The organism is Streptomyces sp. NPDC091377 (assembly GCF_044757045.1).
Classification (GTDB): Bacteria; Actinomycetota; Actinomycetes; order Streptomycetales; family Streptomycetaceae; genus Streptomyces.
The window spans coordinates 16,807-33,608 of sequence record NZ_JBIVUE010000025.1; the positions used below are offsets into that span (position 1 = coordinate 16,807).

At 73.1% G+C, this 16,802-nt stretch carries 16 protein-coding genes; 6 read left to right on the forward strand and 10 right to left on the reverse strand.

The features are described 5' to 3' along the window. Position 1: 1 nt before the first annotated feature. From ACIQNG_RS34790 to ACIQNG_RS34805, 4 genes are all read right to left on the reverse strand, one after another. The gene (locus ACIQNG_RS34790) at positions 2-418 is read right to left on the reverse strand and encodes an ectoine synthase (protein WP_401490705.1); all 417 of its coding nucleotides are present in this window, start codon (positions 416-418) and stop codon (positions 2-4) included. 71 nt (positions 419-489) lie between these two features. After that, entirely contained in the window at positions 490-1,761 is a 1,272-nt protein-coding gene (gene ectB / locus ACIQNG_RS34795; RefSeq protein WP_401427575.1) for a diaminobutyrate--2-oxoglutarate transaminase, read from the reverse strand. Between the two features lie 66 nt (positions 1,762-1,827). Next, complete coding sequence (gene ectA, locus ACIQNG_RS34800; protein WP_401427577.1) at positions 1,828-2,343, reverse strand: diaminobutyrate acetyltransferase; 516 nt, start codon at positions 2,341-2,343, stop codon at positions 1,828-1,830. Positions 2,344-2,728: 385 nt separating this feature from the next. Continuing rightward, entirely contained in the window at positions 2,729-3,841 is a 1,113-nt protein-coding gene (locus tag ACIQNG_RS34805) for a pyridoxal-phosphate-dependent aminotransferase family protein (RefSeq protein ID WP_401490707.1), read from the reverse strand. A 602-nt stretch (positions 3,842-4,443) separates the two neighbouring features. Here ACIQNG_RS34805 and ACIQNG_RS34810 point away from each other — a divergent pair. The 5 genes from ACIQNG_RS34810 (at position 4,444) to ACIQNG_RS34830 (ending at position 9,233) form a co-directional block, all read left to right on the forward strand. Then, the gene (locus ACIQNG_RS34810; RefSeq protein WP_401490709.1) at positions 4,444-5,289 is read left to right on the forward strand and encodes a transporter substrate-binding domain-containing protein; all 846 of its coding nucleotides are present in this window, start codon (positions 4,444-4,446) and stop codon (positions 5,287-5,289) included. Further along, positions 5,286-6,110, forward strand: coding sequence for an amino acid ABC transporter permease (locus tag ACIQNG_RS34815; protein ID WP_401427585.1), 825 nt, complete (start codon positions 5,286-5,288; stop codon positions 6,108-6,110). The genes ACIQNG_RS34810 and ACIQNG_RS34815 overlap by 4 nt, the downstream gene beginning before the upstream one ends. After that, positions 6,107-6,916 (forward strand): amino acid ABC transporter ATP-binding protein, encoded by an 810-nt coding sequence (locus ACIQNG_RS34820; RefSeq protein ID WP_401427588.1) that lies wholly within the window; start codon positions 6,107-6,109, stop codon positions 6,914-6,916. The genes ACIQNG_RS34815 and ACIQNG_RS34820 overlap by 4 nt, the downstream gene beginning before the upstream one ends. Positions 6,917-6,955: 39 nt before the next feature. Next, on the forward strand, positions 6,956-8,041 hold the full coding sequence (locus tag ACIQNG_RS34825; RefSeq protein WP_401490711.1) for an amidohydrolase family protein: 1,086 nt from the start codon (positions 6,956-6,958) through the stop codon (positions 8,039-8,041). Positions 8,042-8,318: 277 nt separating this feature from the next. After that, positions 8,319-9,233 carry an SCO1860 family LAETG-anchored protein gene (locus ACIQNG_RS34830; protein WP_401490713.1) on the forward strand — a complete coding sequence of 305 codons (915 nt, stop codon included), beginning with the start codon at positions 8,319-8,321 and terminating at the stop codon, positions 9,231-9,233. A gap of 21 nt (positions 9,234-9,254) precedes the next feature. On the opposite strand, the gene cobC is transcribed toward ACIQNG_RS34830, so the two are convergent. From cobC to cobM, 6 genes are all read right to left on the reverse strand, one after another. Then, on the reverse strand, positions 9,255-10,304 hold the full coding sequence (cobC, locus tag ACIQNG_RS34835) for an Rv2231c family pyridoxal phosphate-dependent protein CobC (RefSeq protein WP_401490715.1): 1,050 nt from the start codon (positions 10,302-10,304) through the stop codon (positions 9,255-9,257). After that, positions 10,294-11,226, reverse strand: a complete 933-nt coding sequence (locus tag ACIQNG_RS34840; protein WP_401427597.1) for a sirohydrochlorin chelatase — start codon at positions 11,224-11,226, stop codon at positions 10,294-10,296. Before ACIQNG_RS34840 ends, cobC begins: the two co-directional genes overlap by 11 nt. 94 nt (positions 11,227-11,320) lie before the next feature. Then, positions 11,321-11,962 (reverse strand): precorrin-8X methylmutase, encoded by a 642-nt coding sequence (locus ACIQNG_RS34845; protein ID WP_401490716.1) that lies wholly within the window; start codon positions 11,960-11,962, stop codon positions 11,321-11,323. After that, positions 11,959-13,641 (reverse strand): precorrin-3B C(17)-methyltransferase, encoded by a 1,683-nt coding sequence (cobJ, locus tag ACIQNG_RS34850; protein WP_401490718.1) that lies wholly within the window; start codon positions 13,639-13,641, stop codon positions 11,959-11,961. Before cobJ ends, ACIQNG_RS34845 begins: the two co-directional genes overlap by 4 nt. After that, on the reverse strand, positions 13,638-15,116 hold the full coding sequence (gene cbiE / locus ACIQNG_RS34855; RefSeq protein WP_401490720.1) for a precorrin-6y C5,15-methyltransferase (decarboxylating) subunit CbiE: 1,479 nt from the start codon (positions 15,114-15,116) through the stop codon (positions 13,638-13,640). The genes cobJ and cbiE overlap by 4 nt, the downstream gene beginning before the upstream one ends. Then, positions 15,113-15,937: a precorrin-4 C(11)-methyltransferase gene (gene cobM, locus ACIQNG_RS34860; RefSeq protein ID WP_401490722.1), complete on the reverse strand. Its 825-nt coding sequence runs from the start codon at positions 15,935-15,937 to the stop codon at positions 15,113-15,115. Before cobM ends, cbiE begins: the two co-directional genes overlap by 4 nt. 132 nt (positions 15,938-16,069) lie before the next feature. Here cobM and ACIQNG_RS34865 point away from each other — a divergent pair, with 132 nt between their 5' ends. After that, on the forward strand, positions 16,070-16,789 hold the full coding sequence (locus ACIQNG_RS34865; RefSeq protein ID WP_401490724.1) for a ZIP family metal transporter: 720 nt from the start codon (positions 16,070-16,072) through the stop codon (positions 16,787-16,789). The last annotated feature ends 13 nt before the right edge of the window (positions 16,790-16,802 follow it).

The following is a 16,802-nucleotide window of genomic DNA, read 5'->3' on the forward strand; positions in this document are numbered from 1 at the left end:
GTCACACCTCCTCGGGGTCGGGTTCGGGTTCGGTGAGCAGGGGATAGACGCCGTTCTCGTCGTGGTCCTCCCGGCCGGTGACCGGCGGGTTGAACACGCACAGGCAGCGGAAGTCCTCCTTGACCTTGAGCGTGTGCCGCTCGTGGCCGTCCAGGAGGTACATGGTCCCGGGCGTGATCGTGTGGGTCAGCCCGGATTCATGGTCGGTCAGCTCGGCCTCGCCCTCCACACAGACGACGGCCTCGATGTGGTTGGCGTACCACATCGACGTCTCCGTGCCGGAGTAGAGGATCGTCTCGTGCAGCGAGAAGCCGACGCGCTCCTTGGCGAGCACGATCCGTTTGCTCTCCCAGGTGCCGGACGCGGCCTTCACATGCCGGTCCGTCCCTTCGATCTCCTTGAACGATCGAACGATCACGGGTGCGCGATGCCTCCTTCAGTAGGGAAACGGGACAATGCGGAAAAGTCCGGGTGCGCCACGGCCGCGGCTCAGGCCGTCTCGCGCACGGCGCGGGCGAGGGTCTTGAGGCCCTCTCCCAGTTCCTCGGGGCTGATGGTGAGGGCCGGCAGCAGCTTGACGACCTCGCCCTCGGGGCCGGACGTCTCGATCAGCAGGCCGAGGTCGAACGCCCGCCGGGCGATCCGCCCGGCGCGCTCCTTGTCATGGAACTCCATCCCCCACACCAGCCCGCGCCCGCGGTACTCCTTGATGGCGTCGGGGTTCTCCTCGCAGATGGAGACCAGTTCGCGCTCGATCTGCTCGCCGCGCTCCCGCGTCTGCTTCTCCATGGCGGAACCGTCGGTCCAGTACGTCTCCAGCGCGGCCGTGGCGGTCACGAACGCGGGGTTGTTGCCGCGGAAGGTGCCGTTGTGCTCGCCCGGCTCCCAGATGTCCAGCTCGGGCTTGAACAGGCACAGCGACATCGGCAGCCCGTAGCCGCTGATCGACTTGGAGACGGTGACGATGTCGGGCGTGATGCCCGCCTCCTCGAAGGAGAAGAACGCGCCGGTGCGACCGCAGCCCATCTGGATGTCGTCGACGATCAGCAGCATGTCGCGCCGCTCGCACAGGTCGGCGAGGGCCCGCAGCCACTCGGGGCGGGCGACGTTGATGCCGCCCTCGCCCTGCACGGTCTCCACGATCACGGCGGCGGGCTGGTTGAGCCCGGAGCCCTGGTCCTCCAGCAGCCGCTCGAACCAGAGGAAGTCCGGCACCTGGCCGTCGAGGTAGTGGTCGAACGGCATCGGCGTGCCGTGCACCAGCGGGATGCCGGCGCCCGCCCGCTTGAACGCGTTGCCGGTGACGGCGAGCGAGCCGAGCGACATGCCGTGGAAGGCGTTGGTGAACGAGACGATCGACTCGCGCCCCTTCACCTTCCGCGCCAGCTTCAGCGCCGACTCCACGGCGTTGGTGCCGGTCGGCCCGGGGAACATCACCTTGTACGGCAGGTCCCGGGGCCGCAGCACCAGATCCTGGAAGGTCCGCAGGAAACTTCGCTTGGCCGTGGTGGACATGTCGAGGCCGTGGGTGACGCCGTCGCGCATCAGGTAGTCGATCAGCGCGCGTTTGAGCACCGGGTTGTTGTGCCCGTAGTTGAGTGAGCCCGCGCCGGCGAAGAAGTCCAGGTAGCGGTGGCCGTCCTCGTCGTACATCAGGCTGCCCTGCGCCCGGTCGAACACGGTGGGCCAGCCGCGGCAGTAGCTGCGGACCTCGGACTCCAGGGTCTCGAAAACGCTCAGATCGGGCTGGGTGATGGTCACGGCGGATCGCTCCTCGATGCGTAGGGAGAGGGGGCGGTGAGCGAGGGGAGGGGGGTGGAGGGCGCTTCAGTCCCGGGTGTGGGTGAGCGGGCCGATGCGGTACAGGATCTCGGGGTCGTGCGGCCCGTCCGGGAAGAGCGCCGCGGCGAACAGGACCTCGCGCTCGACACGGGCGCCGTGGCGTGCGGCGTAGGAGGCGAACAGCCGCTCGGAGGCGGTGTTGCCCGGGGTGATGGTGGTCTCGACATCGGTGAGCGGACGGTCGGCGGCCACGTGGGCGGTCAGCGCGTCCAGCAGGTGCGCGGCGAGGCCGCGCCCCCGGTAGGCGCTGTCCACGGCCACCTGCCACACCAGCAGGGTGCCCGGACGGTCCGGGCGCAGATATCCGGTCACGAAGCCGACGGGCGTCCCGTCCTCGTCCCGGGCCACGACCGAGGTGTCGGCGAAGTCACGACACCACAGCAGATAGGCGTAGGACGAGTTCAGGTCGAGATTCCCGGATTCCTTGGCGAGACGCCATAGCGAGGCTCCGTCGGCCACCGACGGACGGTCGATCTGCAGGTCTGCTTGTGCGGCAGTCATGCGAATTGAATTTAGCGAGGTAAATTTGAAATTTCATGGCCGATAGGGGTTGGGTCAAAGTGGTGGATGTGTTATCACGCGCACGTGTAGGCGGGCGCGAGTCACCTCCGTTTTGCCGCTATATGTCAGATATAAATCGGGGCAAAAGGTGTCGCTTGTGGAACGCATCACAATCATGTAACCCTCGGGGGTGCGCCCGGTTTGCGCCGCTCCGTGTTCGCGCAATCTTAGTGTTTAGCAATGCGGATCTGGGGCAGAAGAATACGGGGAGCTGCTCACATTTAAATCTTATATTTGCCTGTGGAATGATGAGAATCAAGCCCGGCGGGAATACACGAAAGGGCGCCCCGCGTGGGGCGCCCTTTCACATGGGAGGAGTAGGGGTTCACACCGCGGTTGACGCCCGCTCGGCCGCGCCGAGGGCCGCCGCCACCTCCACGTCCAGGCCCGTCTCGGCCAACGCCGTCCCGAGCGCGGTGAGGCAGCCGCGCACGACGCCCGGCGTCGCGTCCCGCCCGTAGTGGTTGACGCGGATCATCTCCTTGGCGAGCGGTCCGCCGCCCGCCGCGAGCGGCAGCGCGGGGTCGACGGCCAGGGCCCGCGCGACCAGGTCGGAGGCGACCGTGCCCGCCGGCGCCCTGAGCGTCGTGGCCACGGGGGCCGCGTCCGCCGCGGCGTGGACGTACGGCTCCAGGCCGCCGCCCAGCGCCAGGGCGCCCGCGCGGGTGCCCGCCGCCGCCGCGCGGTGCCGGGCCATCACCGTGTCCAGGCCCTCCCGTTCGATCCGCTCCACACACGCCTCCAGCGCGAGCATCTCCAACTGGGCCGGGGCGTGCAGCAGGGCCGTGCGGCCGGCGTCGACCCAGCGGGCCTTCCAGTCCAGGAGCGAGAGATACGAACGGCGCGGGGCGTTCGGGTTCGCCTCCATGCGCTTCCACGCGCGCTCGCTCACCGACACCGCCGACACCCCGGCCGGACCGCCCATCGCCTTCTGCGCGCCGATCACACACAGGTCGACCCCCCACGCGTCCGGCAGCACCGGCTCGGCGCCCACGGAGGCCACCGCGTCCAGAGAGAACAGCGCGCCGTGCGCCCGTACGACCTCACCGATCCGGGCGACCGGGTTCGTGTTGCCCGTCGCCGCCTCCGCGTGCACCAGGGAGACGAAGTCGATCTCCGGGTGCTCGGCGAGCGCCTCACCGATCTGCTCCGCGGTGACCGCGCTGTGGAACGGCACCGCGAGATCGTGCACCCGCGCCCCGCAGTCCCGCAGCCAGTCCCCGAACGTCTGGCCGTAGGGCCCCGTGATGACGTTCAGCGCCGTCGTACCCGGCCCCGCCGTCGCACGGATCGCCCCCTCCAGGGGCAGCAGCGCCTCGCCCTGGGTGATCACGACGTCCTGACGGGTGTCGAGCAGCCGGGCCACCCGGTCCTCGATGGCGGCGAACCGCGCGGCACTCAGCGGCGCGAGGTCGAGAAACGGGTGGTGATCGCTCACGGTGGTGCTCTTTCGCTCATGGACGGGGAGGTCGCTACGACGCGTCCGAGACTAACCGGCGGACACCACGCCCTCGCGTGAGGAGCCCTTCCCTGGGCGGGGCCGGTGCGGGGGCCGGGGCCGGGGCGGGGGCCGCGGGGTCGGGGCGGGGAGCCGGTGCGGGCCGGGGCCGCGTGCTGGGCCGGGGCTGAGTGCTGGGCCAGGGCCGAGTGCTGGGCCGGGCTGCGCGTCGGAGGTGACGGGTGAGCGCCGGGCCGGCGGCCGAGTGTCGAGCCGGGGGCCGAGTGCCGGGCCCGGGGCCGAGTGCCGGTGGTACGGCGAGCGTCGCTGGACGGCCGAGCGGCGGGCCGACTCCCGGGATCGGGAGTGAGTCCCGGGATCGGGAGTGAGTCCCGAGGGCCGCGGTGACCCCCGAGTGCCGGGCCGACGGCCGAGCGCCGGGTCGGTCCCGGGCGCCGCGGTGACCTCCCTGGCGTCGGGCCGGGACCGCGCCCAGGGCCGACTCCCGGGAGACCGAGTGGGAAAGGGGTTCCGGGTTTGTTTTGGGCACATCAAACACATCCTTATCAACAGAACTTCCCACACCCCCACAGGAGGTCTCCGTGAACCCGGTCCTCGGGCGTGGCGCCCGCACCCTGGCCGCTCTGACCGCGACGGCGGGGCTGGTGCTCGTGGCCGGCTGTTCGTCCGACGGTGACGGAGGAAGCGGTGGCGCGACCGCCGCCGGAGGGGTCGAACTCGTCCGGGGCGGACAGCTCACGACCTGCACCCATCTGCCGTACCCGCCCTTCCAGTCGGAGGTCGACGGCAAGGTGCAGGGCTTCGATGTCGCGCTGGTCGACCTCGTCGCCGAGAACCTCGGCGTCGAACAAGAGATCCTCGACACGCCGTTCGAGAACTTCAAGACCGGCGCCTTCCTCAACTCCGGCGAGTGCGATCTGGCCGCCGCCGGCATGACCATCACCGACGAGCGCAGGAAGAACGTCGACTTCTCGGACCCGTACTTCGACGCCACCCAGGCCGTGCTCGCCGACAAGGAGAGCGACATCACCTCCTTCGCCGCGCTCAAGGGCGAGAAGGTCGGGGCGCAGGCGCAGACCACCGGCGAGGACTACGCCAAGGGCCAGGGACTCGACCCCGTCTCCTTCGAGTCGTCCGACGCCGTCCTCAACGGACTGCGCACCGGCCAGGTCGACGCCGTCGTGATCGACTACCCGGTCGTCCAGGGCTGGCTGAAGGACCCGGCGAACGCCGACGCCTTCCGCCTCGCCGAGCAGGTCGACACCGGCGAGCAGTACGGGTTCTCCGTCCGCAAGGGCAACACGCGGCTCCTGGAGGCCATCGACAAGGCACTCGCCGACGCCCGCGCCGACGGCACCTACCAGCAGATCTACGAGAAGTGGATCGGCCCCTACGACGAGACCGCGGCCTCCCCGGCGGCCTCGTGAACGACCGGCCCCCCGGAGGCAGACGGCTCAGCCGCCGCCGCAGACAGCGCCTCTCGCGCGGCGCGCAGTACGTCGTGTTCCTCGGCGCCCTCGCCGCCCTGGCGGCCGGCGCCGACTGGGGGCGGCTGAAGAACCAGTTCGCGCAAGGGGACATCGCCGAGCAGATGTTCCCGGAGGTGATCACCCTCGCCCTGAAGAACACCGTGCTCTACACGCTCACCGGCTTCGTCGTCGGACTCGTGCTGGGCATGGTGATCGCCCTCATGCGCCTGTCGTCCGTCGGCCCCTACCGCTGGGTCGCCGGGGTCTACATCGAGATCTTCCGCGGTCTGCCCGCCCTGCTGATCTTCATCTTCATCGGGGTGGCCGTCCCGCTGGCCTTCCCCGGCACCGAGATCCCCGGGGGCACCTACGGAAAGGTCGCGCTCGCGCTCGGCCTGGTCGCCGCCGCGTACATGGCGGAGACGATCCGCGCGGGCATCCAGGCCGTGCCGAAGGGCCAACTGGAGGCCGCCCGTTCGCTCGGCTTCTCGCCCGCCCGCGCCATGGTCTCGATCATCGTCCCGCAGGCGTTCCGGATCATCCTGCCGCCCCTCACGAACGAACTGGTCCTGCTCTTCAAGGACTCCTCGCTCGTGCTGTTCCTCGGTGTCACCCTGGAGGAGCGCGAACTGTCCAAGTTCGGCCGCGACCTGGCCAGCCAGACCGCCAACTCCACCCCCATCCTGGTGGCCGGCCTGTGCTACCTGCTCGTGACGATCCCGCTCGGCCTCGTCGTGCGGCGCATGGAGGCCAAGGCCCAGGAGGCGGCCGGGAGATGAGTGACCCGAACACGGCCGAGATCGCCGTACGAGCCCTGCACAAGTCCTTCGGGGACACCCCCGTGCTCCGCGGCGTCGACCTCGACATCGCGCAGGGCGAGGTCGTCTGTGTGATCGGCCCCTCCGGATCGGGCAAGTCCACGCTGCTGCGCTGTGTGAACCTGCTGGAGGAACCGAGCGCGGGACAGGTGTTCGTCGGCGGTACGGAACTGACCGACCCGGACGTCGACATCGACGCCGTACGCCGCCGGATCGGGATGGTCTTCCAGCAGTTCAACCTCTTCCCGCACCTCACCGTGACCGAGAACCTGACCCTGCCGCAGCGGCGGGTGCTGCGCCGGGACAAGGCGACGGCGGCGCGCGTCGCGGCCGAGAACCTGGCCCGGGTCGGCCTCTCCGAGAAGGCGCGCGCCTACCCCGCCTCCCTCTCCGGCGGTCAGCAGCAGCGGGTGGCGATCGCCCGCGCCCTCGCCATGGGCCCCCGGGTGATGCTCTTCGACGAGCCGACCTCCGCGCTCGACCCGGAACTGGTCGGCGATGTCCTCGCGGTGATGCGCATGCTCGCGCAGGACGGCATGACGATGATGGTCGTCACCCATGAGATGACCTTCGCCCGCGAGGTGGCCGACCGGGTCGTGTTCCTGGACGGCGGGGTGATCGTGGAGGAGGGCACCCCGGACCGGGTGATCACGGACCCGCGGCACGAACGCACCCGCCTGTTCCTGTCCCGGCTGCTCGACCCCGCCCGCGCGGACGTACCGGGGGCGGCGGACGAGCGGGCGCGGCGACGGCCCGAGGGCGGGTGACCCTGAACAGGTGAGCGACCATTCACTAGGGTGCGGTGCATGAGCGAGGTGCTGCACGTGAGAGGGCGGGTCCTGGTCGGCCCGCAGGACGTCCGCGACGAACTGTGGGTGGTCTCGGGGCGGATCACCTACGACCGCCCGGCCGGGGCCCGTGACGTCCGTACGGTCGACGGCTGGGCGCTGCCCGGACTGGTCGACGCGCACTGCCATGTCGGCCTCGACCAGCACGGGCCCGTCCCGGACGACGTCTCCGAGAAGCAGGCCCTCGCCGAACGCGAGGCGGGCGCGCTGCTGCTGCGGGACGCCGGGTCGCCCTCCGACACCCGGTGGATCGACGACCGCGACGACCTGCCGAAGATCGTCCGGGCCGGCCGGCACATCGCCCGCACCCGCCGCTACATCCGCAACTACGCGTGGGAGATCGAACCCGGCGACCTCGTCGCGTACGTCGCCCGGGAGGCCCGGCGCGGCGACGGCTGGGTGAAGCTCGTCGGCGACTGGATCGACCGGGACCTCGGCGATCTCTCGGCGTGCTGGCCGCGCGACGCGGTGGCGGCGGCGATCGCGGAGGCGCACCGGCTGGGGGCGCGGGTGACGGCCCACTGCTTCGCGGAGGACGCGTTGCGGGACCTGGTGGAGTCCGGCATCGACTGCATCGAGCACGCCACCGGGCTCACCGACGAACTGATCCCGCTGTTCGCCGAGCGCGGTGTCGCGATCGTGCCGACGCTGGTCAACATCGCCACCTTCCCACGGCTCGCCGACGGCGGAGCGTCCCGGTTCCCCCGCTGGTCGGCCCATATGCGCCGGCTCCACGAACGCCGCTACGACACCGTCCGCAACGCCTACGACGCCGGGATCCCGGTCTTCGTCGGCACCGACGCGGGCGGCAGCCTGCCGCACGGCCTCGCGGGCGCCGAGGTCGGCGAACTGGTCACCGCCGGGATCCCCGCGCCGGACGCCGTCTCGGCGACGACCTGGGCGGCCCGCGCCTGGCTCGGCCGACCGGGGCTGGACGAGGGCGCCCCGGCCGACCTGGTGGTCTACGCCGAGGATCCGCGCGCGGACGTACGGGTGCTGACCGACCCGCGCCGGGTGGTGCTGAACGGGCGGATCGTCGTATGACCGGTCCACCGTGCGGATCGCGACGGCGGCCTTGACTGAGCGTGACGGACGGGGGCGCGGCTCGTTATACACCTAACGCCCGGACCGGAGTACCGGCACGGGCGGTCGAACCAGATCTGGTGCTCCGGTGAAGTCGGGGAACACCGGTGGCGGAGGAATCGAAACTGTTGGCGGAAACCCCACGATCGGGTGAAGTGACGCTGGATCGCCGCCCGTTCACTCTCCGTGCGTAATTCTTACGGGGTCCCAAGCTTCTCTCAGTGGGGGTCCCACCACCTTGAACGGCACCAACTTCCGCATGCCCGCACGCCGTCTCGCGGTCGCCGCGACGGCCACCCTCCTGGCCGCGGGGCCCGCGGCCCTGGCCGGCGCCGGCTCCGCGCACGCGACCGAGGACGGCAGGGCGAGCGCCGTCGTCCTGCGCACCGGGCTCGATGTGAGCCTGCTCAACAAGACCGTCAATGTCCCGCTCTCCGTCAGCCTCAACGAGGTCCAGGCGCCGCGGAGCGCGGAACAGACCACCCTCACCGCGGAACTCGACGGAGTGGACGGCGGAAAGCCCTTCAGCGTCCTGAGCGCCCAGGTCGCCCAGGCGAAGGCGACCGTCGAGAAGGGCACCGCCGAGGGCAGCACCCGCCTCGCCCACGCCAGGCTCCACGTCCCGGGGCTGCCGCTGCTCTCCCTGATCGAGGTCGAACAGGTCACCTCCAAGGCGACCTGCGCGGCCGGTCGCAAGCCGGTCGCCGAGTCCAATGTGCTCGGCTCGGTCACCGTCCTCGGCAAGCGCGTCACCCTGTCGGCGGGCGGCACGACCCAGGTGAGCGTCCCGGGCGTGGGCGACGTACGGCTCGACCTGTCCAAGCGGGAGACCACCTCCCGCACGGCCGCCGCCACCGCCCTGGAACTCAGCGTGTCCGTCAACCCGCTGAAGCTGAACGTCGCCGAGGTCGACGGCGTGGTCACGCTCGCCCGGGCGACCTGCGAGACCCCGGCCCCCGCCCCGGCCTCCGCCGAGCCGTCCACCCCCGCGGCCACCGAGCCCGAGGTGAAGCCCCAGGGCGCCGCCGCCACCGAGCCCAACCTCGCCGAGACCGGCGGCGACTCCATGACCCCGTACATCGCCGCGGGAGCGGTGGCGCTGCTCGCGGTGGGCGGCGGCGCGGTGGTGATGGCCCGCAGGAAGAACGGCTGAGGCGGACGGGGCGCGGGACGGTCAGCCGTCCTCCAGCGCCTTGCGCAGCGCCACCACGAACGCGTCCGTCGTCACCCGGTCCCGTACCGCCAGCCGGAGCCACTCCTCACCCAGTCCCGGGAAGGTGTCGCCCCGGCGGACCGCGAAACCGAGGTCGCGCAGGCGATGGCGGACCAGCGCCGCGTGCGGAAGGCGGACCAGGACGAAGGAGCCCTCCGCCGGGCCCATGACCCGCAGCCCGGGCACCTCGGAGAGCCCCGCCACCAGATGGGCCCGGTCCGCGGCGACCCGGTCCGCCGCCTCCGCCGCCTCCGCCAGCGCACGGGGCGTCACACACGCCTCGGCGGCGGCCAGCGCGGGGCTGGACACCGGCCACAGCGGCTGGGCGCGTTCGAGGGCGGCGACGGCCTCGGGGGCGGCCAGCACATAGCCGATCCGCAGCCCCGCCAGCCCCCACGTCTTGGTCAGACTGCGCAGCACGACCAGACCCGGGACATCGGTCCGCCCGGCGAGCGACTCCCGCTCGCCGGGCACCGCGTCCATGAACGCCTCGTCCACCACCACCGTCCGCCCCGGCCGCGCCAGCCGGGCCACCTCGGCCGCCGGATGCAGCACCGACGTCGGATTGGTCGGATTGCCGATCACCACCAGGTCGGCGTCCTCCGGTACCGCCGCCGGATCCAGCCGGAAACCGTCGGCCTCGCGCAGCAGCACCCGGCCCACCCGGTGCCCGGCCTCCCACAACGCCGCCTCCGGCTCGGTGAACTGCGGATGCACCACCACCGGCCGCCGTACCGCGAGCGCCCGCGCCAGCAGTACGAACGCCTCCGCCGCGCCCGCCGTCAGCACCACCCGCTCCGCGTCCAGCCCGTGCCGCGCCGCCACCGCCGCCCGCGCCCGCCGGCCGTCCGGATAGGCCGCGAGCCCGTCCAGCGACCCGGCGATCACCTCCCGCAGCCACGCCGGGGGAGTGTCCGCGCGGACGTTCACGGCGAGATCGACCAGCGCCGAACCGTCGTCACGGACCTCGGCGTCCCCGTGATGCCCCAGGTCGTGGACGTCAGTGCGCATGGGAATGCGGATGCGCGTGCCCGTGGTGGTGGCCATGGTGGTGATGACCGTCGTCGTCCGGGTGGAAGTGCGGCTGCTGCGGCAGCCCCACCTTGTCCTCGAACCCCGGCAGCGCGATCCGGTACACACACGAGTCGCAGTTCATCCGCAGGTCGCCCTTGACGGCCTCCTCGTACCGCTCCATCACCAGATCCAGCAACTCCGGCTCAGGACCGATCACGTCGGCCGACCGCACCTCGACCTCCGGATGCGCCGTCGCCCACCCCTCGGTCTGCTGCCGCACCCGCACCGGAAGGATCCCGGTGAACAGGAAGTACGGCAGTACGACGATCCGCCGGGCGCCCAACCGCACACACCGGTCGAGGCCGCTCGGCACGTCCGGCGCCGCCAGCGACACGAACGCCGTCTCCACCCCGGCGTAGCCGCGCCCCTCCCACAGCAGCCGGGCCGCCTTGTGCACCTCGGCGTTGGCGTCCGGGTCGGTCGAGCCGCGCCCGACCAGCAGCACGGTCACATCGGCCCGGTCCTCCGGGGTGCGCACACTGTCGCCGAGGGCCTCGTCCAGCCGCCGCTCCAGCACCGCGAGCAGCGAGGGATGCGGGCCGAGCGGACGGCCGTAGGTGTACGAGATCCCGGGGTGGCGCTCCTTCTCCCGGTTCAGCGCGGCCGGTATGTCGCCCTTGGCGTGCCCGGCGGAGACCAGCATCAGCGGCACCGCGGCGAACCGCCGCACCCCCCGCTCCACCAGTTCGGTGACGGCCTCGCCCAGTGGCGGCGGGGACAACTCGATGAAGCCGCCCGCGACGGGCAGTTCGGGGTGGCGGCGGCCCAGCTCACGGACGAAGGCACGGAACGCCTCGGCTCCGGCGTCGTCGCGGGTGCCATGGCCGGCGATGAGCAGGGCGGGCGGCGGGGTGGTCACGGTTTCTCCTCAACGGGAAGGGTGAAGCGGGTGGTACGGGTGGTACTGGCAGTACGCGTGGAACGGGTGGTGTGCGGGGCGCGGGGGAGTGGGCTCATGTCCGGGGCCCTCTCGGTCCCGCCCCGAGCGGCGGCTCCTGCGGGTCCTGCGTGAACTGCGGATCCTGCGGGTACGCCGTGTACAGCAGCGCGTTGAGCGCCGCCGCAGCCACCGCCGACCCGCCCTTCTCGGACACATTGCTCACCGCGGGCAACCCGCTCTCCCGCAGCGCCGCCTTGGACTCGGCCGCGCCGACGAAACCGACCGGCAGTCCGATGACGAGCGCGGGCCGGGCGTCCAGGGTGAGCAGTTCCTCCAGGGCGGTCGGCGCGCAGCCGATCACCCACAGCGCGCCGGGGCCGACCTGCTCCAGGGCGAGGCGCATCGCGTGCGCCGACCGGGTCAGCCCCGGCCCGGACACACCGTCCCGCAGCCGGCACACCGTGTCCCGCCGGGTGATCCCGGCCGCCACCATCTCCACATCGGTGACGACCGGCGCCCCGGCGTGCAGCGCGGCGTGCGCGGGCACCAGATCGGCCTCGGCCAGGACGAGATCGTCGGCGTACTCCAGATCGGCGGAGGAGTGGATCACCCGCTCCACCACCGCCCGGCTCAGCGGCGCGAACCGTGAGGTGTCGAGCCGGGCGCGCAGCCTGCGGAACGACTCCTCCTCGATCGGATGGACGACCCGGCTCACCGGCCCCCCTCCCCGGTCCCCGCCTGCCAGCGGTAGCCGCGCGGGGTCACCATGCGCCCGGCGACCTCCCGGGACGCCGAGTTGCCGACGACCACCACCGTCATCATGTCCACGGTCGCCGGATCCAGCGCCGCCAGCGTGCTCAGCCGGACCGACTCGTCCGGCCGTGAGGCGTTGCGCACGACACCGACGGGCGTCGTCGGCGCCCGGTGCTCGGCGAGCATCCCGAGGGCCTTGGGCAACTGCCAGTCCCGGCCCCGGCTGCGCGGGTTGTAGAACGTCACGACGAGATCCGCCTCCGCCGCCGCCCGCACCCGGCGCTCGATCACCTCCCACGGGGTGTGCAGATCGGAGAGGCTGATCGACACATGGTCATGGCCGAGCGGCGCCCCGAGCAGCGCCCCCGCCGCCAGCGCGGCGGTCACCCCGGGCACCCCCACGACGTCGATGTCGTCCCCCGCCTCCGCGAGCGCGGGCGAGGCCATCGCGTACACCCCGGCGTCCCCGCTCCCGATCAGCGCCACGGCCCGTCCCCGACGCGCCTCGGCCACCGCCGTGCGGGCCCGCTCCTCCTCGGCCCCGAGCCCGGACTCCAGGACCCGCGTCCCGGGCCGCAGCAGATCCCGGATCTGGTCGACGTACTGATCCAGCCCGACGACGACCGACGCGCGCCGCAACTCCGCCTTCGCGCGCGGCGTCAGCAGATCCCGCGCCCCCGGACCGAGCCCGACGACCGCGAGCCGCCCGCGCGCGGGCAGCCGTACGACCGCACACGTCGCCATCGCCGACTTCCGCTTCGGCACCAGCAGTTCACCCCCGCCGACCAGCGCCGCGGCCTCGGCGACCGAGGGGGTGCCGACGGCGGCGAGGGGCGCGTCCGACGGGTTCGGCACCTCGACCGCCGCCAGCCGCTCGGCGGGGTGGGTGACCAGCGGCACACCCAGCCGCCCGGCGGCCAGGACGATCCCCGGCTCCTCCGCCTTGGCGTCGACCGTGGCGAGCCGCGCGATACTGCGCGGGGAGAGCCCGGCCTCCCGCAACGCGCCCTCGACGAGCGCCAGGACCTCCTCCACGGGCGCGCCCCGGGAGGCACCGACCCCGACGACGAGGGTGGGCGGACGCAGGAACACCTCGCCCGCGCCCGGCGCGCCCGCCCGGTCGGTGACCCGGACGGTGTACGACCCCTGCGCTCCGGCGGGGACGGCCGGCAGCGGCCACGGCGTCTCCGTCCGCAGGGCGACGGGCGCGCCGTCGAGCAGGGCGCGGGACACGGCGGCCACATCGCCCTCGACCGGGACGCCCAGCGTGTCCAGCCCGGCCACCCCGACGGAGTCCGTGGCGGTGGTCACCACCGGCGCCGCGCCGAGCACCTCGCCGACCTCGACGGCGAGGTCGTTCGCCCCGCCGCCGTGCCCGCCCACGAGGGCGACCGCGAACCGTCCGCCCTCGTCCACACAGACCACGCCCGGATCGGACGCCTTGTCCCCGAGCAGCGGCGCGATCAGCCGCACCACGGCGCCGGTCGCCAGGAAACACACCACCCGCTCGCACTCCCCGAACGCGGAGCGCAGCGCGTCCCCCGCCGGGCCGTCGTACACACGCGTACGGCCGGGCCACGCCGCGGCCAGCCGGTCGCGGGCCGCGGCCCCCGCGGCCGTCGCGGAAATCAGGCCGATCACCGGTCAACTCCTCCTACTGCCACTGCTTCACAGTTCTCTCGGACCAGGTCTGGGGCTTCGTCCCGGGCTCGGCCCGGGGCCTCGCCCCACAGCAGAAACACCGGGTTGGTGGCCGCGAGCCGGCTCACGTCCCCCGGCAGCGGTGCGAGCCGCGACGACTGCAACAGCACCCCGTCGCAGTCGAACCCGGCCCCGACGAGCGCGTCGCGCACCGCCGGGACCCGGTCGAGCGCGGCCAGCGCCACCACCACCGTGCGCCGGGCCCGCCGGGCGCACGCGGCGACGATCGCGGGCAGCTCACGGCCCCCGCCCCCGATGAACACGGCGTCCGGATCATCGAGTCCGCTGAGCGCGTCCGCTCCGTCCAGCGCGTCCAGCGCGTCCAGCGCGTCCGGGGCGGCGCCCTCCACGACCCGGACGTCCACGCCGTGCGCCAGCGCGTTCGCGCGGATCCGAGCGACCCCGTCCGGCGTCTTCTCCACGGCGGCGACGGCCGCGCCCAGCCGCGCGCACTCCACGGCCACCGAGCCCGACCCGGCACCCACGTCCCAGACCAGATCGCCGAGGCGCGGGCCGAGCCGGGCGAGCGCGAGGGCCCGCACCTCGAACTTGGTGATCATCGAGTCCCGGTACGCGAACGCGCCCTCGTCCAACGCCCAGCGCGAGGGCCCGACCCCCGCGCCGGCCAGGGTGCCCATCCCTCCGGTGCTCATCCCCCCGATACCCATCCCCCCGATACCCATCCCCCCGGCGCCGCCGCCGGACCCGTCGGACCCGTCGGACCCGTGGGACCCGTGGGACCCGTGGGACCCGTGGGACCCGTCGGCCCCGTCGGCCCCGTCGCCCCTCGCCGTGACGCGCTCCGGATCGACGCAGAGCACCACACTCACCGTCGTCCCCCAGTCCCGTGCCGCCGCCTCGGCCGGGGTGACCTGTTCGACGCGCTCGCGCACCGGATCGCCCAGCGCGGACGCCACCACCAGCGTCCGCCGCGAGGACCAGCGCGCGAGCGCCGCCCCCAGCTCGGCCGGGCCCGCCCCCGGCCCCGTCAGCACGGCCACCTTGGGCCGCGCCCGGCACACCTGCACGGCCGTGCGCGGCGCCCGCCCGTGCGCGCTGACCACCACCGCGTCGTCCCAGGCCAGCCCGGCCCGGGCGAAGGCGGCGGCGACGGAGGACACCCCCGGCCGTACGGCCAGCCGCGCCGCGCCGAACCGCTCGGCGAGCACCCGTACGACGCCGAAGAACCCGGGGTCTCCCGAGGCCAGCACCACCACGGACCGGTCCCGCCCGACGTACTCGGCGATCCGTTCCAGGGCGGGCGCCAGCGGCCCGAGCACGATCCGCTCGGCCCGCCCGGGCAGCCGTACCGCGTCCAGATGCCGTCGCCCGCCCACGACGAGGTCGGCCCCGTCGAGCACCCCGGCGTCCGGCCCGGCCCCGCCGTCGGTCCCCATGCCGATGACCGTGATCATGTGCTGGTGCCCCGGGTCGCCGCGCGCAGCGCCCGACGGGCCTCCGGGTCGGCCCTGCGGTGACCGTGGAAGTGACCGGGGTGGTAGAGGTGCGAGCGGGTGCCGTGGGCGTCGAGGGCGGGGCCGACCAGGAACAGGGTGTGCTTCCAGAGCTTGTGCTCCTTGACGGTCTCCTCCAGCGTGCCGATCGTGCACCGCACGACCAACTCCTCCGGCCAGGTCGCCTGATACGCGACCACGACCGGCGTGCCCGTCGGATAGCCGCCCTCCAGCAGCTCACGCACCAGCTGACCGCTCCGCGCGGCGGACAGGAAGATCGCCATCGTCGTCCCGTGCCGGGCGAACTCGCGCACCTCCTCACCCGGCGGCATCGGCGTCTTGCCGCCGCCCAGCCGGGTCAGGACGACGGACTGCGCGACCTCGGGAACGGTCAGTTCGCGCCCCGCGAGCGCGGCCACGGCGGAGAACGACGACACACCCGGCACGATCTCGACCTCGATCCCGAGGTCCGCGCACCGGTCGACCTGCTCCTGCGTGCCGCCCCAGAGCGCCGGGTCGCCGGAGTGGATCCTGGCCACCCGCAACCCGTCCCGCAGCGCCCGCTCGTACACGGCGACGACGTCCTCCAGGGACAGCACGGCCGAGTCGAGGATCTCCGCGCCCTCACGCGCGTGCTCCAGGACCTCCGCCTGGACCAGGCTCGCCGCCCAGATCACCACGTCCGCCTCGGCGATGGCGCGCGCGGCACGGAAGGTCAGCAGATCGGCGGCGCCGGGTCCGGCGCCGACGATGGTCACTTTGCCGGCGGGGGCTTCGGCCATGGGTTCGGGTTCCTCTCGTACGTGCTGCTGTGCGCGGGGTGTCAGGGGGCGCGGGTGTCAATGTGCGGGCGAGTACGGCCGTCCGGGGCGTCGCAACCGCCCCGGCGCCCCCGCGTCCGATAGCAAGGGCACATGGCGGTCTTCGTCGCGCTCGGCGCGTTCCTGATGACGCTGGCCGGCGGCTGGACGGCCCAGCGGGTGACGGACCGCCGTCATCTGGTGCTGGGTCTGGCCGGCGGCCTGATGCTCGGCGTGGTCGGCCTCGACCTGCTGCCCGAGGCGATGGAGGCGGCGGGCCGCGAGGTGTTCGGGGTACCGGCGGCCCTGCTGCTGTTCGTGGCCGGGTTCCTCCTCGCCCACCTGGTGGAGCGGCTGCTGGCCGCCGCGCACGGCGGCGACCGGCACCACCGCACCCCGGAGGTCGGCCTCACGGCCGCCGCCGCGATGGTCGGCCACAGCGCGATGGACGGGGTGGCGATCGGCGCCGCGTTCCAGGTCGGTGAGGGCATGGGCCTCGCGGTCGCCGTGGCGGTGATCGCCCATGACTTCGCGGACGGCTTCAACACCTTCACCCTCGCCACCCTGTACGGCAACGCCCGCCGCAAGGCCCTGGCCCTGCTGGTCGCGGACGCGCTGGCACCGGTCGTCGGCGCGGCCTCCACGCTGCTGTTCACGATCCCGCCGCCCGTGCTCGGCGGCTATCTCGGCCTGTTCGGCGGCGCGTTGCTCTACCTCGCGGCGGCGGAGATCCTCCCCGAGGCCCACCACGAGCACTCGGCGGGCCCGACCCTGCTGTGCACGGTCGCCGGGGCGGGGTTCATCTGGCTGGTGGTCGGCCTGGCGGGGGAGTGAGCGCAGGCCCGCC

What these genes read in the sequence shown, in the direction of transcription:
- ectA (WP_401427577.1), bottom strand. Translation starts at nt 2,343, where the DNA reads ATGACTGCCGCACAAGCAGACCTGCAGATCGACCGTCCGTCGGTGGCC.
- ACIQNG_RS34820 (WP_401427588.1), top strand. Translation starts at nt 6,107, where the DNA reads ATGAGTGACCCGAACACGGCCGAGATCGCCGTACGAGCCCTGCACAAG.
- ACIQNG_RS34825 (WP_401490711.1), top strand. Translation starts at nt 6,956, where the DNA reads ATGAGCGAGGTGCTGCACGTGAGAGGGCGGGTCCTGGTCGGCCCGCAG.
- cobC (WP_401490715.1), bottom strand. Translation starts at nt 10,304, where the DNA reads ATGCGCACTGACGTCCACGACCTGGGGCATCACGGGGACGCCGAGGTC.
- cbiE (WP_401490720.1), bottom strand. Translation starts at nt 15,116, where the DNA reads ATGATCACGGTCATCGGCATGGGGACCGACGGCGGGGCCGGGCCGGAC.
- cobM (WP_401490722.1), bottom strand. Translation starts at nt 15,937, where the DNA reads ATGGCCGAAGCCCCCGCCGGCAAAGTGACCATCGTCGGCGCCGGACCC.
- ACIQNG_RS34865 (WP_401490724.1), top strand. Translation starts at nt 16,070, where the DNA reads ATGGCGGTCTTCGTCGCGCTCGGCGCGTTCCTGATGACGCTGGCCGGC.